Below are 23,499 nucleotides of genomic sequence, written 5' to 3'. Positions count from 1 at the left end.
ATTAAAGCAATAAACCACCTGGAAGTAACCTGTGGATGTAAAAAGTCGTACTAGTCTCAGTTTTTGTTAAAAAATTGTGTAGGATAAGCTGACTCGCTTTTAAGCCGGGCAGCGGAACATCTGCCCTGAATAAACAGACCGAAGCAGTAAGTGAGAGACCAATGTCGAATAAACCCTTCCATTATCAGGATCCTTTCCCCCTCAGTCAGGATCAGACCGAGTATTACCTGTTAACCCGCGATCACGTCTCCGTCTCTGAGTTTGAAGGACAAGAGATCCTCAAGGTGGATCCGCAGGCGCTGACGCTGCTGGCGCAGCACGCTTTCCACGACGCCTCGTTTATGCTCCGCCCAGCGCATCAGCAGCAGGTTGCAGATATCCTGAGCGACCCGGAGGCCAGCGAAAACGACAAGTACGTTGCCCTGCAGTTCCTGCGTAACTCCGATATCGCGGCGAAAGGCATTCTGCCTACCTGCCAGGATACCGGTACGGCGATCATCGTTGGTAAAAAAGGCCAGCGCGTCTGGACCGGCGGCGGCGATGAAGCGGCGCTGGCGCACGGCGTCTACAACACCTACACCGAAGACAACCTGCGCTATTCGCAAAACGCAGCGCTGGACATGTACAAAGAGGTCAACACCGGCACTAACCTGCCTGCACAGATCGATCTCTACAGCGTCGACGGTGACGAGTACAAATTCCTCTGCATCGCCAAAGGCGGCGGTTCGGCCAACAAAACCTATCTCTACCAGGAGACCAAAGCGCTGCTCACCCCGGGCAAGCTGAAGAATTATCTGGTTGAGAAGATGCGCACCCTCGGCACCGCGGCGTGCCCGCCGTACCATATCGCGTTTGTGATTGGCGGTACCTCGGCGGAAAGCACGCTGAAGACCGTGAAGCTGGCCTCAACCAAATACTACGACGGCCTGCCAACCGAAGGTAACGAGCACGGCCAGGCGTTCCGCGACGTGCAGCTTGAGCAGGAGCTGCTGGAAGAAGCGCGCAATCTGGGCCTCGGCGCGCAGTTTGGCGGCAAATACTTCGCCCACGACGTGCGCGTGATCCGTTTGCCGCGTCACGGTGCATCCTGTCCGGTCGGGATGGGCGTGTCCTGCTCTGCGGATCGCAACATCAAGGCGAAGATCAACCGCGACGGCATCTGGATCGAGAAGCTGGAGAACAACCCGGGCAAATACATCCCGGAAGCGCTGCGCAAAGCGGGCGAGGGGGAAGCGGTTCGCGTGGATCTGAACCGTCCGATGAAAGAGATCCTGGCGCAGCTGTCTCAGTATCCGGTTTCGACCCGTCTCTCCCTCAACGGCACGATTATCGTGGGCCGCGACATTGCGCACGCGAAGCTGAAAGAGCGTCTGGACAACGGCGAAGGGCTGCCGCAGTACATTAAAGATCACCCGATCTACTACGCGGGCCCGGCGAAAACGCCTGAAGGCTATGCCTCTGGCTCATTAGGCCCAACCACGGCGGGCCGTATGGACTCGTACGTCGACCAGCTGCAGGCTAACGGCGGCAGCATGATTATGTTGGCGAAAGGCAACCGCAGCCAGCAGGTAACGGACGCCTGCCACAAGCACGGCGGCTTCTACCTCGGCAGCATCGGCGGCCCGGCTGCGGTGCTGGCGCAGGGCAGCATCAAGAGCCTGGAGTGCGTGGAATACCCGGAACTGGGCATGGAAGCGATCTGGAAAATTGAGGTGGAAGACTACCCGGCGTTTATCCTCGTGGATGACAAAGGCAACGACTTCTTCAAACAGATCCAGTCTTCTCAGTGTTCGGCGTGTGTGAAGTAGTCTGAAGAAAATGCCGGGTGGCGCTGACGCTTACCCGGCCTACATTCTCGTAGGTCGGGTAAGGCGAAGCCGCCACCCGACACCAAAAAGAGCGCACAAAGCGCCATACCGTTTCTCAGAAGTCATCAATACTTATCCCTTAAGCATGTGAGCAATCCCGACAGTGTTATCAAGGAGAAAGTAATGACCACGGTACGCCATGAGAAAGACTCGATGGGCGCCATCGACGTCCCGGCCGACAAGCTATGGGGCGCGCAAACCCAGCGTTCGCTGGAGCATTTCCGTATCTCGACTGAAAAAATGCCCGCTTCGCTGATTCAGGCGCTGGCGCTCACCAAACGCGCAGCCGCGAAAGTGAACCAGGATTTAGGCCTGCTGGCGGCAGACAAGGCCACCGCCATCATAAATGCCGCCGACGAAGTGCTGGCGGGCAAGCATCCCGACGAATTTCCGCTCGCCATCTGGCAGACCGGTTCCGGCACCCAGAGCAACATGAACATGAACGAAGTGCTGGCGAACCGGGCCAGCGAACTGCTGGGCGGCGTGCGCGGCATGGAGCGCAAGGTTCACCCGAACGATGACGTCAACAAGAGCCAGAGTTCTAACGACGTCTTCCCCACGGCCATGCACGTGGCGGCGGTGATTGCTATCCGCGAGCAGCTTATCCCCCAGCTCAACGTCCTCAAATCCACGCTCAACGAGAAAGCGCAGGCCTTCCGCGATATCGTCAAAATTGGCCGTACGCACCTGCAGGACGCCACGCCGCTGACGCTCGGCCAGGAGATTTCCGGCTGGGTGGCGATGCTGGAACATAACCTGAGGCATATTGAAAACAGCCTGCCGCACCTGGCGGAGCTGGCGCTCGGCGGCACGGCGGTCGGCACCGGGTTAAACACCCATCCGGAGTATGCGGTGCGCGTGGCGGAGGAGCTTGCGGCCATAACCGGACAGCCGTTCGTCACGGCGCCCAACAAATTCGAAGCGCTGGCGACCTGCGATGCGCTGGTCCACACCCACGGCGCGCTGAAAGGGCTGGCGGCGTCGCTAATGAAAATCGCCAACGACGTGCGCTGGCTGGCCTCGGGCCCGCGCTGCGGCATCGGTGAAATCAGCATTCCGGAAAACGAGCCGGGCAGCTCCATCATGCCGGGTAAAGTCAACCCGACCCAGTGCGAAGCCATGACCATGCTCTGCTGTCAGGTAATGGGCAACGACGTGGCCGTCAACCTGGGCGGTGCATCCGGCAACTTCGAGCTGAACGTCTATCGACCGATGGTGATCCACAACGTTCTGCAATCAATTCGTCTGCTGGCGGACGGCATGGAGAGCTTTAACGAACACTGCGCGGTGGGGATCGAGCCAAACCGCGAGCGCATCAGCCAGCTGCTGAACGAGTCGCTGATGTTGGTGACCGCGCTCAATACCCATATCGGCTACGATAAAGCCGCCGAGATCGCCAAAAAAGCGCATAAGGAGGGGCTGACGCTGAAAGCCTCCGCCCTGGCGCTGGGCTATCTGACGGAGGCGGAGTTTGATGCCTGGGTGCGCCCTGAGGCGATGGTTGGCAGTCTGAAATAATCAACTCGCCACGTACAGGTGCAGCCGCGGAATAATGAGCTGAAGCGGCTGCGCCTGAGGTCGGTAACGGTGCTGGACATTTTCAGCATCGTAATTCAGCAACTCACCAATATCCGGCACGATAGCCCCCTGATCGGCATCATAGAGCGCAATCAGCGGCGTCGGACAGGCGTACTGCACCTGTTTTTGCTGGCCGGAATACCAGACGCGGGCGATAGGCTGCACCTTCACCGGGCGCTTAATTTTGAGGCGCGTATCCGCTGGCAGCGAGGCGATGCTGTGGTACTCCTGCTCCAGGCGCTCGATCCACTGCTCACGCGACCACGGCGCGACGGTGCGCGGCGTCTTCAGGCTCTTTTCCAGCTGCGCCAGAATTTCATCCCGGGTGAAGTTTTTAATGATGTGCTTATTCGCCCAGCCGAAGCGCAGCGTGGCGGGATGGCGCAGAACCGTCAGCGTGCGATAGGCATTCAGGGTAATTAACCCCGGAAGCTGACGGTGCACCCACTCAAACCGGGCGGCGGGGGCCAGGCCCGACTCTTCGGTAACGATCTTCTCAAATGCCGCTTTCAGACTGTTGATATGGGCAATCTGGCTTTCCAGCGCCTCGCGCGCTACTGCATCGGTTTGCAGACAGATCACGCCCGGCAGCCGCACGGCCGCCTTGCTGCTGCGCTGTTCAGACTGCTGCTGGATAAAAAGATGGCGATAGTGTTTCATCGCCAGCTCCAGTGCGGCCTTGCCGATGTGCTGCTTCACGTCGATGGTGTCCAGCGGGTCGTGCTCGGCCCCTTTGACTACCTCTGGCAGGGTAAAAACGCGCGCGGCCAGCAGTCGGCAGGTCTGCAAACGTTCTGTCAGGGTCAGCAGCTCGTGTTCTATTTCCCGAAACGTGTTGTTCAGCCGTTCAATAAGATCGTAGGTCGCCATAAGCCCCTCATTAGTTACAACATACTTATCATATAGCACAGCACGCCGGGTCAGGCCAGCGTGCGGTTGAAGTCAGGCAGGGACGGGAAGGGCGATGTTATGGTACACCGGCCAGCTAAAGCAGAAGCGCGCGCCGCCGAGCTCGCTCTCTTCGCAATGCACCGTGCCGCCCATCGCCTGCGCGATAGAGTGGACGATTGCCAGCCCCAGACCGCATCCGCCGGTGGCGCGATCGCGGCTGGGATCGAGGCGGACAAACGGTTCAAACACGGTTTCGCGTGCTTCCGGCGCAATCCCCGGTCCGTCATCCTCTACCGTCAGGCGGGCCTGATTGCCCTGCAGATCAAGCCCAATCTGCAGCGTACTTTCGCTGTAGCGCATGGCGTTGTTCATCAGGTTGTCCAGCACGCGCTCCATCAGGCGCATATCGAGCGCGCCGTAGTCACCCGGCGTGACGCGCGTCAACAGCGTGCGCTGCGGGTTCACGCTCTGAACGTCGTCAATGTGGGTTTGCAGCCAGGCGGGCAGATCCGGCGTGCTGAGGTTCAGCTCGTTTTGCGGGCGATCGAGGCGCGCGTAGGTCAGCAGCTCCTCAATCAGCGCCTCAAGCTGGCCAATGTCGCGGTTAAGCGCCTGAGACTCTGCTTCCGTCAGGTTCTCGCTCATCTCCAGACGATAGCGCAGGCGTACCAGCGGCGTGCGCAGTTCGTGCGCAATTCCGTCGATCAGCTGTTTCTTGCTGGCGATAAGGGCATTGATGTTATCGGCCATCTGGTTAAAGGCCACACCCAGACGTTCAAAGCTGGAACCGCTGTCGAAGTGAATACGCTCTGTAAAATGCCCCTCGCCAAAACGCTGCGCGGCGGATTCGAGTTTCAGCATGTCCTGCCAGTGCGGGCGCATCCAGATAAAAACCGGAAACGCGAGTGAAATGGCGATAAAGGCCATCAGCGCCATGTCCAGCAGGCGCATCTGATGCAGATAATAGAGATAGGGCACCGGCCCGACGGCCAGCACGTAATGGCTGCGCGGAATTCGCTGGATAAAGGTGTATTTCTCATCCAGCGCGACGATATCCCCGTCGCGCAGACGCTGCATGGCGGGCGGGTCCAGATCGAAATCTTTCAACGGCTCAATGCGTAAATCGAATGACAGATTGAGATCCAGCTCTTTCAGGGTTTTCGCCCAGTCGTGTGGCGGGATCTCTCTCAGCTCGCTACGCATCAAATACAGCGAGCTTTTCATCAGGTCATCCAGAGACTGCCTGCCCGCGCGTTCGGCGGTAAATTTATAGACCAGGCCGACCAGCATGGTCATCACCAGGAAGCAGACAAACAGTAAAAGATAAAACTGCACAAACAGCTTTTTCATTGGATCTCACCGCAAAAACGCTATGTGCAGAATATACATGAAAACCCTTCGCGTTTTTCACGTCTGTCGAGCGTGTTAGACGGCTTTCGCGCTGTTTTTTACCTTGGCGATGAATTTTTCCGTCACGGCCAGGCCTTCTGCAATGTGCGTATCAATCACATCCGTTCCGTATTCGCTGATGAGATCCAGCAGTATTTCGTAAGACTGGATGAGTTCCAGCAGGTCAAAGAGCGCTTTTTGATCGGTGCGTGAGGGGGAGGCGTGGTTCAGGGTTGCCTGATTAACAATCCACTCAAGATTGGTTTTTATCGCTTCTACCTGACCGTAGCTATACATAATTCATGAGCTTAAATCCTCATTTCAAGATTTATTGGAGAGATGTCGTGAAAGCTTCACGGCGAAAATGAGTAAAACAATCGCAAGAGCGGGGCGAGCTGAAGAAAGGAGAGTCGAGAAGGTAATTATGGAATAGTTTGCGTGCTTAGCAAGTTAATTGTTGCGCAAACGTAAAAATAAACGCGCGAAAGAAGGGCATTCTCGCGTAATGCCTTTATTTCGCGCAGGTTATCCTGTCCGGCGATCAGGTTTCCCACGCATGTGGGGCAAACAGATAGCCCTTGTTACGCACGGTTTTAATGCGGTAGGGCTCGGTGGCGTTATCCTGCAGTTTTTTGCGCAGACGCGAAATCGCCACGTCCACGCTGCGGTCCATTCCGTCATAGCTTACGCCACGCAGGTTTTTCAGCAGCGCGTCACGATCCATGATCTGCCCGGCATGCGTTGCCAGCTCCCACAGCAGGTCAAAATCTGCGGTGGAAAGGGCGATAAGCTCGCCAGAGAGCAGCACCTGACGGTTAATCGGATCAATAGACAGCGTACCGAAGCGCATCGCTTTGTGCGGCGTCAGAGACGGCGCCGGTGCTTCGCGTTCGATGCTGGCGTGCTGGCGTAAATGGAGGCGCAGGCGAGCGAGCAGGACGGCAGGCGGTGTGGTTTTCAGAATGTAATCATTGGCACCCATCTCCAGCGACAAAATATGGTTCATATCGCTGTCCAGTGAGGTGAGCAGGACGATAGGGCCCTCCCACCGGGCGCGCAGGTCGCGGCAGAGCGTCATGCCGTCTTTGCCCGGCAACATGATATCCAGCAGCACCAGATCCGGGTTTTCACGGACGACCACCTCTTCGGCACGATCGCCACGAGGTTCAACAATGACGTCCATATCATGTTTACCCAGATAGGCGGCGATCAGCTGCCCGACTTCGGGTTCGTCTTCAACATAAACAATCTTATTCATACAGCGTCTGTTTTCGTGAAAAAAGCCAACATACACCGCGAAACCTTAACCTTCCATTAATCTTTCAAAATTAACGCCGGTTCCGTTATTCTGGCCCATAGGGTGAGTTGATTATTATAAGGAAAACGATGGCTCTGGTGATCAAAGCCGCGCTGGGTGCGCTGGTGGTGTTGCTGATTGGCATTCTGGCAAAAACGAAAAACTACTATATTGCCGGGCTGATCCCTCTCTTCCCGACTTTTGCACTCATTGCCCACTATATTGTGGCGTCTGAACGCGGCACGGAAGCGTTACGCACGACCATCGTGTTTGGCATGTGGTCAATCATCCCGTATTTTCTCTACCTGCTTTCGCTGTGGTATTTCACCGCTTTTCTGCGTCTTCCCCTGGCGCTGAGCGGGGCGGTGGTCTGCTGGGGGCTCAGCGCCTGGGTGTTAATTTTCTTCTGGAGCCGCTTTCACTAGCGCAGCGGTCGGCCGCCGTCCACGGCAAAGGTTCTGCCGGTGACGTAGCAACTGGTGAGCAGGTAATCCACGAGGTCGATGACCTCTTTCTCGCCCGGGGCAATTTTCATCAGCGATTTATTCAGCGCCTGCTGGCGATACTCCGCATCATCGTTTTCGTTGAATAAGATCATTGCCGGGGCGATGGCGTTCACCTTCACCTCGGGGGCGAGCTTGCGGGCAAACGAGCGGGTCATGTTATCCAGCGCGGCTTTACTGGCCGCATAGGCAATGTGCTTGTCGCTGCCGCGCTCCACCACATAATCCGTGAAGTGAATGATGTCGCCCGCAGCATGCCCGTGGCCGCGGAGTAGATCCTGCAGAGCGTGGTTAAGCAGATAAGGGGCATTGACGTGGATCTGCAGCATGGCGGAGAGCGTTTCGCTGAGTGACGTACCCGGCTTTTCGGCCTGCCATGCGCTGGCGTTATGGAGCACGGCGCGCAGACCCGTTGTGGTGGATTTCACCTTTTCCGCAAAGGCCAGAATGCCTTCATCGGTTGAAAAATCAGCCTGAATGCAAACCGCCCCGGCTTTGCGCAGCCCTTCAATCGACGGGTATTCCGTGCGGTAGCTGACAATGACCGGATGGCGAAGGTTGAGAAAATGATGGGCGAGGGCGAGGCCGATACGGCGGCCTCCGCCGGTGATCAGTATGGGGCGAAGCGGTGCATTTCCCATCGTATTCTCCTTTACAGTTCAACAATGGGAAAGGCGATGCTATCCCACTAACATCCAGGTTGCCGGCACGGCAGCAACCAGTAACAGTCCAATTAAGGCCATCTCACGGCGTTTCAGCGCGTTCTCCAGCTGATGCGTGCGGCGGGCGTAGATGAACACCAGCAGACCCGGTGCGTACAGCACCACCGACAGCAGCAGATGCATAGGTCCGGAAGCATACAACAACCACAGGCCGTAAATACAGGCTCCGACACCCACGACATAATGCGCCGGGCGTGTGGCAATTTTTAACAGATACGCACCCACTAAGAAATAGGGTACCAGAATCATCTCCGAGGCGATGGTCAGCAGCGTGTTATAGTCTGAACCTGTGAGCCAGATCAGCACCAGACAGATCTGAACGCTGATGTTGGTCAGCCAGAGTGAGGCAGACGGCGCGCTGTTTTGGTTTTGACGCGCAAACAGGCGTGGAAACGCCTTGTGCGTCGCGGCCAGGAAAGGCACTTCAGCCGCCATGATGGTCCAGCTCAGGTAGGCTCCGCAGACGGAGATGATAAGGCCAGCGGCAATCACCACGTCGCCCCAGGGGCCGAGCATTTTCACCATCAGGCCCGCCATTGACGGGTTACGCATTTCAGCCAGTTCAGGACGCGCCACCACGCCCAGCGACAGCAGCGTCACCAGCAGATAGACCCCGAGCGCGGCCAGTACCGCCAGCAGCGTGGCGCGGCCCACATCGCGTTTATTTCGGGCCCGGGCAGAAACCACAACCGCGCCTTCAACACCGATGAACACCCACAGGGTAATCAGCATCGTGTTTTTCACCTGCTCCCAGACGGGGACGCCCAGCGCAACGCCGCTGAAATCGAGCGTGAACACGTCCATACGGAACGCAATGAAGGCCAGAACGATAAACAGGCCGAGCGGAACCAGCTTCGCGAGCGTCGCCACCAGGTTAATGCTGGCGGCCGTTTGTACGCCACGCAGCACCAGCCAGTGGACGAACCACAGTAACACCGAGGCGCCCACAATAGACTGCCAGGTATTCCCGTCGCCAAACAGGCGCAGCTCAGGCGTATCGGTAAAGAAACTGAGGGCCGAGAAAACGATCACCAGATAGGAGACGTTGGCGATCACCGCACACAGCCAGTATCCCCAGGCGGAGCAGAAGCCAATCAGCTCGCCGAAACCTTCCCGGGCATAGGTGAAAATGCCGCCGTCCAGATCCGGGCGAATGCGCGTCAGCAGCAGCATGGCGAAGGCCAGCAGCAATATTCCGACACCCGTAATGCCCCAGCCAATGATGAGGGCAGACGGGCTGGCGACGGCCGCCATATTTTGCGGCAAACTGAATACGCCCGCACCCAGCATTGAGCTTAAAACGAGTGCAGTCAGAGCACTCAGGCCAAGTTTCTTTTCCATTGGCTTCCTGTTATGAAAGGTCAAAATCCAGAATAATTATTTCGCTCAGGCGCATAAAAATGGTGGATCACACTAAGGCGCGGGATTTTACGGAGTGTAACGAAAGCATGCAATGACGTGTGGCAGAAATTCAAAAAAAGTAACAAAAAAGGCGGCATTGCGCCGCCTTTTTTAAACGATTTTGTTACTTGTACAGATCGGCGCTGATGGTCACGTTGTTACCACGTTCCTGCCACTGGCGGGTGATGTGGTAGAACTTCGCCCCTTTCTTCGCCGCACGCTTCGCGACCTGGTAAGAGACTTCCGTCATGTTGCCGTAGTTGCCGGTAAATTTGATGCTGTCGAACGGCACCATCTGCGCGGCAGTGGCGTTGTTCAGCTCTTCAACTTTGGTACCGTCTGGCAGCGTAACCGAATAACGGCCACCTTTCGTGGACTGCGTTTCAAAGAAACGGCCCACTTCAGCGCTTGGCGTAGCCGTCGTTGCGACGCCTGGGATTTCCACTTTCTTCGCTTCTTCGCCGCCTTTCGCTATCGCCGCGCGACCGGCTTCTGAGTTTGCCGGAATCGCATCCGGGCTCTGCAGAACACGTTTCTTCGCATCTTCTTTATAGATGAACGCGGTAATACGCTGGTTGCCGCCCTGGTTAGCATCGACCTGACGCACGATGTAGAAAGAGTAGGCCCCTTTCTCTTTCGCGGCTTTGGTGATGGCATCGTTCACTTCAGGCTGGCTGCGGTAAAAGCCCTGAACGGTGACGGTGTCGTACGGTTCCAGCGCAATTGCCTGATCTTTCGGCAGTTCAACAACACCGTTAATCACGCGGTTTTTCGGTGCGTCAGCTTTTGGCGCGTTGTCCTTATACAGCGCAATGGTCACGCGCTGGTTACCGCTGTTGCCGTTATCAGACTGGTCAACAACATAAAACGAGGCTGCCCCGTTTTTATCAGCGGCCTTTGATGCAGCGGCGACGGCGTCGCCAATAGAATTATAACGACCCACAATGACCTTATGGTCAAAAGGTTTTAACGCTGCCGCTTGCTCCGGCGTTAACTCTGTTGCGGCATTCGCAGACAGGGCGGTCGCGGAGAGAAGTGCGGACGCCAGGAGTGTGTTCTTAAGCTTCATAAAAATGATCCTTCGCCTTGCGCAAACCATGTACTGGTATTGTTGTTAATTTGAGACGGTCCCGATTATGGCATTTAAAACCCGTCGCTGTCTGCGCCATTTTTCACTGCCTGTGCTCACTGAATCACCTTATTCGATAACATTTAGTGATATGTTGAAAAAACACGCGTTTGACAAGTAAAACTGATAAAGCTTATGACTTTTACAAGTTAATTTAATGTTAATAAGTTGTTCTCTTATGGCGCTATATCATGTTTTTACCGCTTCGCTTGCGCGAATTATCGGTTCTGGCGATGAATTTAAGGTAAATATCACTGTCAGTGACGCCGATCGCTTATTTTTCACAGATAAAGTAAGAAATAGTGTTTTCTGGCGGTAGATCACGGCCGCTATTTTCAGTAGGTTATAGACAGTTTGTTACTGTTTTATTTTCCGGGGTGAATTGTGTCTCATTGCTTGCGTGATGGCGAAAAATGATACAAACCGCGGGCACTTATCGTTAAACCATCATCAAAAACCGATGGAAGGGAAAACTATGCGTATTGGGGTACCAAAAGAACGGTTAGCCAATGAAACCCGCGTAGCGGCAACACCGAAAACGGTGGAGCAACTGCTTAAGCTGGGTTTTACCGTCGCAGTTGAAAGCGGCGCGGGCAAACTGGCGAGTTTCGATGACGAGGCCTTTATTCAGGCTGGCGCGGAAGTGGTGGACAGTGCCGACGTGTGGCAGTCGCCGGTTATTCTGAAGGTCAACGCACCGGAAGAGAGTGAGATTGCGCTGCTGAATCCGGGCACCACGCTAGTGAGCTTTATCTGGCCTGCGCAAAATCCTGAGCTGATGGAAAAACTGGCCGCGCGCGGCGTCACCGTGATGGCGATGGACTCCGTGCCGCGTATTTCGCGCGCCCAGTCGCTGGACGCCTTAAGTTCGATGGCAAACATTGCGGGCTACCGCGCCATTGTTGAAGCGGCCCACGAATTTGGTCGCTTCTTTACCGGTCAGATCACCGCGGCGGGTAAAGTCCCTCCGGCGAAGGTGATGGTGATTGGCGCGGGCGTGGCGGGACTTGCAGCCATCGGTGCGGCAAACAGCCTGGGCGCTATCGTTCGCGCGTTTGATACCCGTCCTGAGGTGAAAGAACAGGTCCAGAGTATGGGGGCCGAATTCCTTGAGCTGGACTTCAAGGAAGAAGCGGGCAGCGGTGATGGTTATGCGAAGGTGATGTCCGAAGCCTTTATCAAAGCCGAAATGGAACTCTTCGCCGCGCAGGCGAAAGATGTCGACATCATTGTGACCACCGCGCTTATCCCGGGTAAACCGGCGCCGAAGCTGATTACCCGTGAGATGGTGGACTCCATGAAGCCGGGCAGCGTGATTGTCGACCTGGCCGCGCAAAACGGCGGCAACTGCGAATATACCGTAGCAAATCAGGTGACCACGACCGCAAACGGCGTGAAGGTGATCGGCTATACCGATCTGCCGGGTCGCCTGCCGACGCAATCGTCTCAGCTGTACGGCACCAACCTCGTCAACCTGCTGAAGCTGCTTTGCAAAGAGAAAGACGGCAACATCACCGTCGATTTTGACGACGTGGTGGTGCGCGGTGTGACCGTGGTGCGTGAAGGTGAAATTACCTGGCCTGCGCCACCGATTCAGGTTTCGGCCCAGCCTCAGGCAGCGCCTAAAGCGGCGCCTGAGCCAAAAGAACCTGCCAAACCGGCTTCCCCGTGGCGCAAATACGCGATCATGGCGCTGGTGATTATTCTGTTCGGCTGGCTGGCTGACGTCGCGCCGAAAGAGTTCCTCGGCCACTTTACCGTCTTCGCGCTCTCCTGCGTCGTGGGCTACTACGTGGTGTGGAACGTCTCCCATGCGCTGCATACGCCGCTGATGTCGGTAACCAACGCCATCTCCGGGATCATCGTGGTGGGGGCGTTACTGCAGATTGGCCACGGCGGCTGGATCAGCTTCCTGAGCTTTATCGCGGTGCTGATCGCCAGTATCAATATTTTCGGTGGTTTCACCGTGACTCAGCGCATGCTGAAAATGTTTCGTAAAGGCTAAGGGGTAGCATATGTCTGGAGGATTAGTGACAGCCGCATACATTGTTGCTGCAATCCTGTTTATTTTCAGTCTGGCGGGGCTTTCCAAACACGAAACGTCTCAGCAGGGGAATAACTTTGGTATCGCCGGGATGGCGATTGCGCTGATTGCCACCATCTTCGGGCCGGACACCGGCAACGTGGCGTGGATCCTGGTGGCGATGATCATCGGCGGTGCGATTGGTATTCGCCTGGCGAAACGCGTTGAAATGACCGAGATGCCGGAGCTGGTGGCGATTCTGCACAGCTTTGTGGGTCTGGCCGCGGTGCTGGTGGGCTTCAACAGCTACCTGTACCACACGCCAGGTCTGGAACCGATTCTGGTGAATATTCACCTGACGGAAGTGTTCCTCGGTATCTTCATCGGTGCGGTCACCTTCACCGGCTCCATTGTCGCGTTCGGCAAGCTGCGCGGGAAGATCTCCTCTAAGCCGCTGATGCTGCCAAACCGCCATAAGCTGAACCTGGCGGCGCTGGTGGTATCGTTTGTGCTGCTGGTGGTCTTCGTGCGTACCGAAAGCGTCGGTCTGCAGGTGCTGGCGTTGCTGGTGATGACCATTATTGCACTGGCGTTTGGCTGGCACCTGGTGGCGTCCATCGGTGGTGCGGATATGCCGGTGGTGGTCTCCATGCTGAACTCCTACTCCGGTTGGGCGGCGGCGGCGGCGGGCTTTATGCTGAGCAACGACCTGCTGATCGTCACCGGTGCGCTGGTGGGTTCTTCGGGTGCGATCCTGTCTTACATCATGTGTAAGGCGATGAACCGCTCGTTCATCAGCGTCATCGCCGGTGGCTTTGGTTCTGACGGCTCGTCTACCGGCTCCGATGAGGAAGTGGGTGAGCACCGTGAGATCAGCGCGGAAGATACCGCCGAGATGCTCAAAAACTCGCACTCGGTCATTATCACCCCGGGCTACGGCATGGCGGTGGCACAGGCGCAGTATCCGGTCGCGGAAATCACCGAGAAGCTACGCGCGCGCGGCATCAAGGTGCGTTTTGGTATTCACCCGGTGGCGGGGCGTCTGCCAGGCCACATGAACGTGCTGCTGGCGGAAGCGAAAGTGCCTTACGACATCGTGCTGGAGATGGACGAGATCAACGATGATTTCGCCGACACCGACACCGTGCTGGTCATTGGGGCTAACGACACCGTTAACCCGGCGGCGCAGGACGATCCGCGTAGCCCAATCGCCGGGATGCCGGTTCTGGAAGTGTGGAAGGCGCAGAACGTGATCGTGTTTAAGCGCTCAATGAATACCGGCTATGCCGGGGTGCAGAACCCGCTGTTCTTCAAAGAGAACACCCACATGCTGTTTGGCGATGCCAAAGCCAGCGTGGATGCGATTCTGAAAGCGCTCTGACAGGGTAAAGCCCGGTGGCGCAAGCTTACCGGGCCTACCAAACCCGTAGGCCGGGTAAGGCGTAGCCGCCACCCGGCAAAAAAAAACCGCCGGTTCGCCGACGGTTTTTTTTCATCTTGCGGGTCAATCGTCTTCCGGATCGTCAAGCTCAACCGGCGTCTGGTACTCATCCGGCTTGATAACCAGCAGGTCGCAGCGCAGATGGTCGATCACCTGCTCGGCGGTGTTGCCGAGGAAGGCGGCAGAAATACCGGTACGTCCAATGGTACCCAGCACGACAATCCCCGCCTGCAGGTGTTCAGCCAGGTCCGGGATCACCTCTTCAGGCAGCCCTTTTTCCACGTGGGTCATTTTCTCATCGATGCTGAATTTCTGGCGCAGCGCTTTCATGGCCAGCAGGTGCTGACCGCGGATGGCGTCGTTATACACGCTCGGGTCAAATTCCGGCAGCTCAATGGCGATGTTAATCGGGGTAACCGGATAGGCACCTACCAGATGCACTTCGGTGTGGTTGACCTGGTCGGCAAGCTGGAGGGTCTCCTTCACCAGCTTCTCGTTCAGCGAGTTATGGTAATCCTCTTCGCTGGCGAGGTTTACCGCCACAACGGCTTTCCCGCCTTCAGGCCACGGCTGGTCTTTCACCATCCAGACCGGGCAAGGGCATTTACGCAGCAAGTGCCAGTCGGTCGGGGTGAAGATCACGGATTCCAGCTTGTCGTGCTGGTGCGCCATCTTCAGCAGCAGATCGTGCCCACCGGCAACGACTTCCTGAATGATGGCTTCGAAAGGTCGGTTGTGCCAGACCACTTTAATATCAATGGGCACGCCCGCTTCCAGGTAATACTTCGCCTGTTCGCGGATCCACGCGGTACGCTGGCTGATGACGCCCTGACGCATAGCGGTGCGCTCGTCAGGCGACAGAAGGGTGGTCATCTCATACGAGAAGTCATAGATCGGCAAAAACGCTTTGATTTTGCCACCAATCCGTTGATGTAAATACACAGCACGTCGTAATGCCGGCTGATCGTCCTGATTCGGATCGATTGCTACCAGCATGTTTTGATACTTGGCCATACAGGTCTCCTTACTACTGTCACCACAGTCTGTAATTAAAAGAGTAACCTATATATCCTGAATGAAACAGAGGAGAGCTTTTGCCAGATCAATAATTCATGAAAATTTATCAGAGGAAAAGCACAGTGGTCGTTACCGCGATAAACGCAATAAACAGCAGCACCATCACCGCTATCGCAAAGGTCGTGGAGTCCTGAACGTAGGTTTTTTCCTCCCCCTTCATTGGGCCGACAAGCATGATCCAGATGAAGATAAAGGTCACTGAGGCAATCACGACTGAAACGAAAAACAAACTTTCTCTCAATTCATAACCTCAACGAGACCCTTTTGGGTGCTGTGTGGGGACGTGCTACGGTGAAAAGGGCAGATATAAGACGGGGTAACAGGCCAGACCCATAAATCAGGAAAATTTATCGGTCTGGCAGTATACGTATGGCGTTTACGCCACGTTGCGGGCGTGCCCGGCAAGAACGGCCAGCGCTTCACCGTTTTCGATAGTGATGTATTTACCCTTAACGGCCAGCATCCCGCTTTTCTGGAAACGACCCAGCAGACGGCTGATGGTTTCCACGGTCAGACCCAGGTAGTTACCGATATCGCCACGCGTCATGGTCAGACGGAATTCACGCGGCGAGAAGCCACGCTCGGCGAAGCGGCGGGAGAGGTTGTAGATAAACGCGGCCAGGCGCTCTTCTGCATTCTTTTTAGAAAGCAGCAGAATCATGTCCTGATCGCCTTTGATCTCACCGCTCATCAGACGCATCATCTGCTGACGCAGGTTAGGCATCTTGCCGGACAGATCGTCCAGGGTTTCAAACGGAATTTCGCAAACCATCGAGGTTTCGAGTGCCTGAGCAAAGCTCGGGTGGTGGCCCGTACCGATGGCATCAAAGCCTACCAGGTCACCCGCCAGATGGAAGCCGGTGATCTGCTCATCGCCCTGTTCGGTGATGGTGTAGCTCTTGATGGTGCCAGAACGGATAGCATAGAGCGATTTCAGTTCGTCTCCCGCTTTAAACAGCGTCTGCCCTTTCTGAATAGGCTTTTTACGCTCGATAATATTATCAAGCTGATCGAGTTCATGCTCATTCAGGGTAAACGGGATACAGAGCTGGCTGATGCTGCAATCCTGGCAATGGATAGCACAACCGCCAGACTGAATGCGTCGTATAATTCGCTTTTCCGGGATCATAGGTTTGCTCAAGCCTTAATTGATATTGGTCAATTTTAACATCTTTTTGGTAAGTACGTAAGCCTGACAAACCCTCAATAAGGACAAGAGACGGCAATGTGTCGCCATCTTCTTGAAATTCCACAGCTTGATTATGGATTTTTAGCCTAACCGGAAGAAAATTAAGCACAAAAAGCCTGGGAACTAGAGTAAGAGATACCCTTCGTGACGCAGCAACCACTCTTTTCGCTGCACGCCACCGGCATAGCCGGTCAGGGTGCCGTTGCGGCCAATAACGCGATGGCAGGGCACCACGATGCTGACCGGGTTAGAGCCGTTCGCGGCACCTACGGCGCGTGCGGCCCCAGCGCGACCTAACTGCTCCGCGAGCTGGCCGTAATGCATCACCTGCCCGCAGGGAATGGCCCGCAGCGCCTGCCACACTTCGCGCTGAAAAGGGGTGCCCGCCGTGGCGGTGGGCAGCGTGTCGATGATGCTGAGATCGCCTTCGAAGTACGCCGCAAGCTTGTCGCTCAGTCCACCCGGATTGGTGGCGCGGATACGTTCATACCCCTGGGCGCGGTAGTGAATCGCAAGCAGTTCTTCCATGCGGTCGCTGTGCTCTTCCCACTCAACGGCGCGCAGGCAAAACTGCTCGTCCGCGATCACCCACAGCGGCCCAAGCGGCGTCGCAATCTTGTCTTCGAGTAATCTCAGCATCCTCATTCCCTTAGTTCAGCCTCGGGTAGATCCCCGGCCCAATCGGCAGGCCGACAAGATACCACGCCACCAGCATCACCAGCCATACCCCTAAAAAGATAAGCGGGTAGGGTAAAACCAGCGAATAGTAGGTACCCAGTTTGGCCTCGGGTTTATAGCGCTGCAGGAAGCCTAAAAACAGCGGAACAAACGGCGAAACCGGCGCCAGCGGGATAACCGAAGAGTCCGCGATGCGGAACAGGATTTGCGCGAAAGCCGGGTGGAACCCCAGCATCATAAACATCGGCACGAAGATCGGGGCCAGAATCGACCAGATGGCGGAGCCGCTCGCGATAAACATGCACAGCAGGGATGACAGCAGCGCCAGACCGACAAACGCCGGTACGCCGCTTAGCCCGGCAGCCTCCAGCGCGTCGGTGAGGCCCACGGCCATAAACTTGCCCATGTTGCTCCAGTTAAACATCGCCACGAACTGGGCCAGCGGGAACACCATCACGATAAAGCCCGCCATCTCTTTCATCGGCTCGATCATCAGCTGCGGCAGGTCACCCTGGCGGCGGATTTTGCCGGTGGCGATACCGTAGGCGAGCGAAACAACAAAGAAGAAGAGGATAATCAACGGCACGATGCCCTGGATAAACGGCGAGGGCAGGACCGTATGTTTAACCGGATCGCGCAATATGCCGTTTTCCGGCACCACCATCAGCGCCACCGCGGCGATAAACGCCAGCGAGACAATCCCCGCCACGCGCAGGCCGAAGCGCTGCGCTTCGCTCAGCGTCTCCAGCTTTTCATCGCTACGGCCTTCCCACTTGCCCAGGCGCGGCTCGACGATCTTATCGGTAATCAGCCCGCCGACAATCGTCAGGAGAATGACCGAGCTTGCCATAAAGTACCAGTTGTCGATCACGCTGACGTGCATGGCCGCATCAATGGTTTTCGCCGCCTCCGTACTGATGCCCGAGAGCAGCACGTCGGTAGTGACGATCAGCAGGTTAGCGGTAAAACCGCAGCCCACCCCCGCAATCGCGGACAGCAGGCCCGCCACGGGGTGGCGCCCGACGGCGAGGAAGATCAGCGCCCCCATCGGCGGCATGATCACCAGCGCGGCGTCGGAGGAGATATGGCTGAAGAAGGCGATAAACAGCACCATGTAGCTGGCGTAGCGCGCGCTGACGTGAGAAGCCATCTTCACCATCAATGCGGGCAGCAGGCCGACGCGTTCAGCCAGCCCGGCGCCCAGCACCAGCGCCAGAATGGCGCCGAGCGGGGCGAAGCCGCTGAAGTTTTTAATCACGTTGGGTAAAAACCAGTGCAGCCCTTCAATGCTCAGCAGATTTTTCACCGCCACCAGGCTGCCGTCGGCCGGACTGCGCACGCTGACGTCAAAGGCGGAGAGCACGGCGGTGGCGACCATCAAAATCACAATCAGATAGATAAAAAGCAGGAAAGGGTGCGGCACTTTATTGCCGATCCTTTCAACCCAGCCATAGAGCTTACCGGATGGGGAATGCGAAGGTATGGATGACATACTCATGGGCGTTCCTCGGGAGTGTTGTGTTGTTGTGTTGTGTTTTTTTATTTTAAAGGTGACGGTGTCACGCCTCGTGGGATCGGACACACGTACGGTTTTTCTTCTAGTTGTTGTTCGAACTCTTCACGGCATTTTTTCAGCAGCGCCGCGTCCTGCAGCAGATTCAGCGCGGTCGCGCCCATCACTTTCCCGGCCAGCAGCATGCCCTTGTGGGCAATAGAGGTTCGCCCCTGAGATACCAGTTGCCAGGTATGCAGCGGCGTGCCGACGGTAAAGCAGGGGCTGAAGCACTGGGCGACCGGCATTTTCCAGCTGACGTCACCCACGTCGGTTGAGCCTGCCAGCACGTTGTCGGTGACGGCATAAGGCGCGACTTCATCCACCAGCAGCGTCGCCTGATGACGACGGGCAAAGGCTTTACCCGCTTCACCACCCGTGGCGGCAATATTTTTCAGGCTATTTTGCAGATCGTTGGGCGTCAGCGTGGCGCGGATCTCGCGGGCAAACTCTCGCTCTTCGTCGGTCCACTCCGGCGTGCCGTAGTGCTGCAGGGCGCGATACATCGCGGCCTCAAGCGTGCGGTTCGGCAGGTAGCTGGAGCAGGCTTTATCAAAGCGACACTCGACGGTCGTTTCGGTCATCAGCGCCGCGCCCTGGGCGATTTTCTCGATGCGCTCGTAGATCTGCTGCGCATCCGCCATCTCCGGGGCGCGGATCAGGTACAGCACCTCGGCCTGCGCCTGCACCACGTTGGGCGAAATCCCGCCGGTGTCGGTAATGGCGTAATGGACGCGCGCTTTCTCGATGATGTGTTCGTTAAGGAAGTTGGTGCCGGTGGTCATCAGCGTCACGGCGTCCAGGGCGCTGCGTCCCAGGTGAGGGGAGTTGGCCGCGTGCGCCGCCACGCCGTGAAAACGCCAGGCGGCCTGAATATTCGCCAGCGTACTGACGTTAAACATCCCGGCAAAGGCTTCCGGGTGCCAGGTGACGGCGGCATCGACGTCATCAAACAGCCCTTCACGCACCATAAAGGTTTTCCCGGAGCCGCCTTCTTCACCGGGACAGCCGTAAAAACGCACCGTTCCGCTGCCGCCGTGCTGCTCCAGCCAGCTTTTCACCGCCACCGCGCCCGCAAGCGCTGCGGTGCCTAAGAGATTATGTCCGCAGCCGTGGCCGTTAGCCCCCGGCGTGGCGGTTTGCGCCGTCGCGCAGTGTGCCTGCTGGCTTAACCCGGCCAGCGCGTCGTACTCGCCCAGCAGGGCGATAACCGGTTTTCCGCTGCCGAAGCTGGCGATAAAGGCATTGGGAATACCGCCTGCCTCGCGGGTCAGCGTGAAGCCTTCAGCTTCCAGCGCGCTGGCCAGCCGTTCGGCGGACCAGAACTCTTCAAAGCGGGTTTCGGGACGATCCCAGATCGCGTCGGCAATATCGGTTAACGTCCGACATCGCGTGTCGATCGCATCGGCAATAAAAGCGTAGTTCTCCTGCATCACACACCTCGCGTCCACGGGAAATTGAGCGCTGTTCGCGCCAGCGTTTCGATGGCGATAGTCATGACCTGCTCATCGAAGTCGAATTTTTCGTTGTGATGTCCGGCGCTCAAATCCGTGCCAAACACCATATAGGACGCCATGCCGCCGTTCTGCTGCACGCGGGCCATCATCAGCGTGGCGTCTTCGGAACCCGCTGGCGCTTTCACCTTATCGATGGCATGAACAACCCCGGAAACCTGGCTCGCCTGTTCGCGCAGATAATCCACCCACGCCGGTGTCGGCGCGCTGGAGGTGGCAGCCCCCATCAGGCGCATCTCGGCGCTCACGCCATAGAGCGCCGCCGCGCCGGTAATGACGGCCTGCGCGCGTTCAAAGACATACTGATTAATCGCTTCGCTTTCGCCGCGGGTTTCAACTTTGATCAGGGCATTCGCGGGCACCACGTTGCGCCCGCTGCCCGCCTGCATCACGCCGACGTTCACCCGGGATGCGCCGTCGCTGTGCGGAGCGATGCTGTGCAGGGCGAGGGCGGCCTGCGCGGCGGCGAGCAGGGCGTTACGCCCGTCCTCCGGCTTACCGCCCGCGTGTGCGGCCACGCCGGTGAAGCTCACGTCGAACTTGGTGGTGGCCATAAAGTTATCGCTGCCGCAGATCACCGTACCGGCAGGGACGCCGGTACCAATATGAATGGCCGTGAAATAGTCCACGTCATCCAGCGCCCCGGCGGCAACCATGGCGCGCGCGCCGCGCGTGCCTTCTTCAGCAGGCTGGAAGATCAGCTTAATGGTGCCGTTGAGCCGGGCTTCATTCTGCTTAAGCACCTGTGCCAGTCCCAGACCAATGGTGGTGTGGCCGTCGTGCGCGCAGGCGTGCATCATGCCCGGATTGCAGGAGGCAAACCCGTCGCGGAACGGGCGATGGCTGTCGTCGAGCGCTTCGCTTAAATCAAGGGCGTCCATGTCCACGCGAAACGCCAGGGTTGGGCCAGGGCGGCCGGTATTCAGGGTGGCGACAATGCCGGTAAAGCCGCCTTCAAACGGCGCCAGCCATTTTTCAGGCGCGCCTTGCGCCCGCGCGCGGGCAAACTCTCGCGCCAGGGTTGCCTCGTCGGGCAGCCCCATCCGGCTTTCGGCATCGACCACGTCACGCCCCATCGCCAGTTCGTAACCCAGCGAGTTCAGGGTCTCCGCAACTTTCGCGGCGGTACGAAACTCTACCCAGCCGGATTCCGCAAAATGGTGAAAATCGCGACGCCACGCGCTCAGCTGCGGGGTTAACGTCTGGATGTACTGCGCCAGTGTGTCCATATCTGTTCCTGTCATCATGAAAATATGTGAACTGCTTCACGCTGTGATAGTTTTTACTTATCACTAACCGATTTTTCACAGTTTTAACCGTTCAGGAATTACCCTCGCACATCCCTTTCCAGTAAAGTAGATGACAGTTTCTTTACTCTGATAAACAACGGTTATCGGTCGGGCTATGTCATTTCAGGTTAAATTCCATCATCTCCGGGCGTTTGTTGAAGTCGCACGTCAGGGCAGCATTCGCGGTGCCAGCAGGACGCTGAATCTTTCGCAGCCGGCGCTGACCAAATCCATCAAAGAGCTGGAGGAGGGCATGGCGGCGCAGCTTTTCGTGCGCAGAAGTAAGGGCGTGGCGTTGACCGAATGTGGGGAGGGCTTTTACCAGCGCGCCCGGCTAATTCTGGAAGAGCTGCGCGCGGCGCAGGATGACATTCGTCAGCGGCAGGGGGAACAGGCCGGGCAGATCAACATCGGGATGGGGGCCAGCGTTTCGCGCAGCCTGATGCCCGCCGTTATTACCCGCTTTCATGCCCAACATCCGCAGGTCAAAGTGCGGATAATGGAAGGGCAGCTGGTGTCGATGATCAACGAATTACGGCAGGGAGAGCTGGATTTCACCATCAATACTTATTATCAGGGACCTTACGACCAGGAATTTACGTTTGAAAAACTCTTTGAGAAGCCATTTGCGGTATTTTGTCGCGAAGGGCATCCGGCAACGGGGGCAACGTCGATTAACGAACTCCTGCATTATAACTGGACAATGCCGACGCCGCGGGGAAGTTATTATAAGCAGTTAGAAGAGGTATTTAGCCACCGCTCGCAAATACCACGAATTGGTGTGGTCTGCGAAACCTTTTCTTCCTGCATAAGCCTGGTTGCACAAAGTGATTTTCTAAGCATATTGCCGCAGGAGTTAGGCTGTGACCCGCTGCTGGCGCACCGTCTGGTCATGCTACCGGTTGTCGAATCGCTTCCAAAAGCAGCATATTATTTAATTCAGCGCCGTGATTCACGTCAGACGCCCCTGGCTGAATCATTAATTACGCAGTTCAGACGGGAAGCGAGAAAAATAATCGCGGCGTGAAAATGAGATAATAAAAAAACAGGATCTGCCCGACATCAGACAGATCCTCCAGTACACACAGCAGTGCGTCCTTTCGCCAATCCTGAATATTATATCCATGAAGCAGGTATATTTAGGTATAACACCTTTTCCGCAAAAAGAAAGGATGTCGAGTGTTTGATTTTACGAAAATTTAACACAAATCACTTATTTCATCTTTGCTGAAATTTTAGTTAAGTCATATTTAAATCCATTTTATAAATACTATATATATTCATCAGGTTAATATTTGCGGCGCATGAGGGCCTGTAACGGTGATTGAGGCCAGTCTCAGGCGCAGGTATAGTACCGTCCTCAGTTGTAGCCGGAGGATATCCATGAACCCTGACGACAAATCCTTTTTTCTTGACGCCATGGAAGATGTCCAGCCGCTGAAGCGTGGCCCGGATATTCACTGGCAGCCCAGCCGCAATACGCGGGCGCGCCAGGAGGTGGAGAGTGAACAGCTGGATAACTTCCTGACGCTGGATTTTCTTGACCTTCTTCCCCTGGAAGAACCGCTGGCGTTCCAGCGCGAAGGGGTGCAGCAGGGCGTTATCGAGAAGCTGCGCTCGGGTAAATATGCCCGCCAGGCCAGCTTAAACCTCCTGCGTCAGCCCGCCGAACGCTGCCGTCAGATGCTCTATTCTTTTATTCGCCAGGCCGGACGTGACGGGTTACGCAATCTGATTATCATTCACGGAAAAGGGCGCGAGCAGAACTCGCATCCTAATGTGGTGCGCAGCTATCTGGCACGCTGGTTAACCGAGTTCGAGGAAGTGCAGGCCTTCTGCGTGGCGCTGCCGCATCACGGCGGCAGCGGGGCATGCTACGTTTCACTGCGTAAATCCGATGAAGCAAAACAGGAGAACTGGGAGCGGCACGCCAAGCGCAGCCGCTAGCGGGCGATTTC

21 protein-coding genes are annotated in these 23,499 nt (G+C 56.7%); 7 read left to right on the top strand and 14 right to left on the bottom strand.

Features of this window, described 5'->3' with window-relative positions; all coding sequences use genetic code 11:
- Positions 1-161 precede the first annotated feature (161 nt).
- Positions 162-1,808: a class I fumarate hydratase FumA gene (fumA, locus tag ACOTXT_RS07555; RefSeq protein WP_333163810.1), complete on the top strand. Its 1,647-nt coding sequence runs from the start codon at positions 162-164 to the stop codon at positions 1,806-1,808.
- A 183-nt stretch (positions 1,809-1,991) separates the two neighbouring features.
- Positions 1,992-3,386 (top strand): class II fumarate hydratase, encoded by a 1,395-nt coding sequence (gene fumC / locus ACOTXT_RS07550; protein ID WP_333163812.1) that lies wholly within the window; start codon positions 1,992-1,994, stop codon positions 3,384-3,386.
- Here fumC and tus read toward each other — a convergent pair whose 3' ends face one another.
- The 4 genes from tus to rstA form a co-directional block, all read right to left on the bottom strand.
- Positions 3,387-4,316, bottom strand: coding sequence for a DNA replication terminus site-binding protein (tus, locus tag ACOTXT_RS07545; protein ID WP_039266212.1), 930 nt, complete (start codon positions 4,314-4,316; stop codon positions 3,387-3,389).
- 72 nt (positions 4,317-4,388) lie between these two features.
- Positions 4,389-5,687 carry a two-component system sensor histidine kinase RstB gene (gene rstB / locus ACOTXT_RS07540; protein WP_008500552.1) on the bottom strand — a complete coding sequence of 433 codons (1,299 nt, stop codon included), beginning with the start codon at positions 5,685-5,687 and terminating at the stop codon, positions 4,389-4,391.
- A 75-nt stretch (positions 5,688-5,762) separates the two neighbouring features.
- Positions 5,763-6,023, bottom strand: a complete 261-nt coding sequence (locus ACOTXT_RS07535; protein ID WP_008500551.1) for a hypothetical protein — start codon at positions 6,021-6,023, stop codon at positions 5,763-5,765.
- A 244-nt stretch (positions 6,024-6,267) separates the two neighbouring features.
- Positions 6,268-6,984 carry a two-component system response regulator RstA gene (gene rstA, locus ACOTXT_RS07530; RefSeq protein WP_021241154.1) on the bottom strand — a complete coding sequence of 239 codons (717 nt, stop codon included), beginning with the start codon at positions 6,982-6,984 and terminating at the stop codon, positions 6,268-6,270.
- A gap of 128 nt (positions 6,985-7,112) precedes the next feature.
- Between rstA and ACOTXT_RS07525 the strand changes: the two genes are divergently transcribed.
- Complete coding sequence (locus tag ACOTXT_RS07525) at positions 7,113-7,448, top strand: GlpM family protein (RefSeq protein WP_008500549.1); 336 nt, start codon at positions 7,113-7,115, stop codon at positions 7,446-7,448.
- On the opposite strand, the gene folM is transcribed toward ACOTXT_RS07525, so the two are convergent.
- The 3 genes from folM to ydgH all read right to left on the bottom strand — a co-directional run bounded on the left by folM (position 7,445) and on the right by ydgH (position 10,718).
- Positions 7,445-8,167, bottom strand: a complete 723-nt coding sequence (gene folM / locus ACOTXT_RS07520; protein ID WP_008500548.1) for a dihydromonapterin reductase — start codon at positions 8,165-8,167, stop codon at positions 7,445-7,447. The two genes, ACOTXT_RS07525 and folM, sit on opposite strands and share 4 nt — an antisense overlap.
- A gap of 39 nt (positions 8,168-8,206) precedes the next feature.
- Entirely contained in the window at positions 8,207-9,589 is a 1,383-nt protein-coding gene (locus ACOTXT_RS07515; protein ID WP_023292612.1) for an amino acid permease, read from the bottom strand.
- Between the two features lie 184 nt (positions 9,590-9,773).
- On the bottom strand, positions 9,774-10,718 hold the full coding sequence (gene ydgH / locus ACOTXT_RS07510) for a DUF1471 family protein YdgH (RefSeq protein WP_008500545.1): 945 nt from the start codon (positions 10,716-10,718) through the stop codon (positions 9,774-9,776).
- A gap of 535 nt (positions 10,719-11,253) precedes the next feature.
- On the opposite strand from ydgH, the gene pntA reads away from it, so the two are divergent.
- Complete coding sequence (gene pntA, locus ACOTXT_RS07505; RefSeq protein ID WP_021241157.1) at positions 11,254-12,783, top strand: Re/Si-specific NAD(P)(+) transhydrogenase subunit alpha; 1,530 nt, start codon at positions 11,254-11,256, stop codon at positions 12,781-12,783.
- A 10-nt stretch (positions 12,784-12,793) separates the two neighbouring features.
- On the top strand, positions 12,794-14,182 hold the full coding sequence (gene pntB, locus ACOTXT_RS07500; protein ID WP_021241158.1) for a Re/Si-specific NAD(P)(+) transhydrogenase subunit beta: 1,389 nt from the start codon (positions 12,794-12,796) through the stop codon (positions 14,180-14,182).
- Positions 14,183-14,305: 123 nt separating this feature from the next.
- Here pntB and uspE read toward each other — a convergent pair whose 3' ends face one another.
- The 7 genes from uspE to ACOTXT_RS07465 form a co-directional block, all read right to left on the bottom strand.
- The gene (gene uspE, locus ACOTXT_RS07495; RefSeq protein ID WP_008500542.1) at positions 14,306-15,256 is read right to left on the bottom strand and encodes a universal stress protein UspE; all 951 of its coding nucleotides are present in this window, start codon (positions 15,254-15,256) and stop codon (positions 14,306-14,308) included.
- Between the two features lie 109 nt (positions 15,257-15,365).
- Positions 15,366-15,548 carry a hypothetical protein gene (locus tag ACOTXT_RS07490; RefSeq protein WP_014883604.1) on the bottom strand — a complete coding sequence of 61 codons (183 nt, stop codon included), beginning with the start codon at positions 15,546-15,548 and terminating at the stop codon, positions 15,366-15,368.
- A gap of 147 nt (positions 15,549-15,695) precedes the next feature.
- On the bottom strand, positions 15,696-16,448 hold the full coding sequence (gene fnr, locus ACOTXT_RS07485) for a fumarate/nitrate reduction transcriptional regulator Fnr (protein ID WP_006174991.1): 753 nt from the start codon (positions 16,446-16,448) through the stop codon (positions 15,696-15,698).
- 183 nt (positions 16,449-16,631) lie between these two features.
- Positions 16,632-17,147, bottom strand: a complete 516-nt coding sequence (gene ogt / locus ACOTXT_RS07480) for a methylated-DNA--[protein]-cysteine S-methyltransferase (RefSeq protein WP_021241159.1) — start codon at positions 17,145-17,147, stop codon at positions 16,632-16,634.
- Positions 17,148-17,157: 10 nt separating this feature from the next.
- Positions 17,158-18,684, bottom strand: coding sequence for a p-aminobenzoyl-glutamate transporter (gene abgT / locus ACOTXT_RS07475; protein WP_008500539.1), 1,527 nt, complete (start codon positions 18,682-18,684; stop codon positions 17,158-17,160).
- 41 nt (positions 18,685-18,725) lie between these two features.
- A complete protein-coding gene (locus tag ACOTXT_RS07470; RefSeq protein ID WP_055321171.1) occupies positions 18,726-20,171 on the bottom strand; it encodes a M20 family metallopeptidase in 1,446 nt (481 codons plus the stop codon).
- Entirely contained in the window at positions 20,171-21,481 is a 1,311-nt protein-coding gene (locus tag ACOTXT_RS07465) for a M20 family metallo-hydrolase (RefSeq protein ID WP_045336041.1), read from the bottom strand. Before ACOTXT_RS07465 ends, ACOTXT_RS07470 begins: the two co-directional genes overlap by 1 nt.
- Before the next feature lie 175 nt (positions 21,482-21,656).
- Between ACOTXT_RS07465 and ACOTXT_RS07460 the strand changes: the two genes are divergently transcribed.
- Positions 21,657-22,568, top strand: a complete 912-nt coding sequence (locus tag ACOTXT_RS07460; RefSeq protein ID WP_008500536.1) for a LysR family transcriptional regulator — start codon at positions 21,657-21,659, stop codon at positions 22,566-22,568.
- A gap of 356 nt (positions 22,569-22,924) precedes the next feature.
- Positions 22,925-23,488: a DNA endonuclease SmrA gene (gene smrA / locus ACOTXT_RS07455; RefSeq protein ID WP_023292605.1), complete on the top strand. Its 564-nt coding sequence runs from the start codon at positions 22,925-22,927 to the stop codon at positions 23,486-23,488.
- The last annotated feature ends 11 nt before the right edge of the window (positions 23,489-23,499 follow it).

Origin of the sequence: Enterobacter cloacae complex sp. IR5422, from assembly GCF_049238165.1 — a bacterium.
Classification (GTDB): Bacteria; Pseudomonadota; Gammaproteobacteria; order Enterobacterales; family Enterobacteriaceae; genus Enterobacter; species Enterobacter roggenkampii.
Note: the sequence above shows the minus strand (reverse complement) of the source record. Positions and strands in the feature narration are given on the sequence as shown.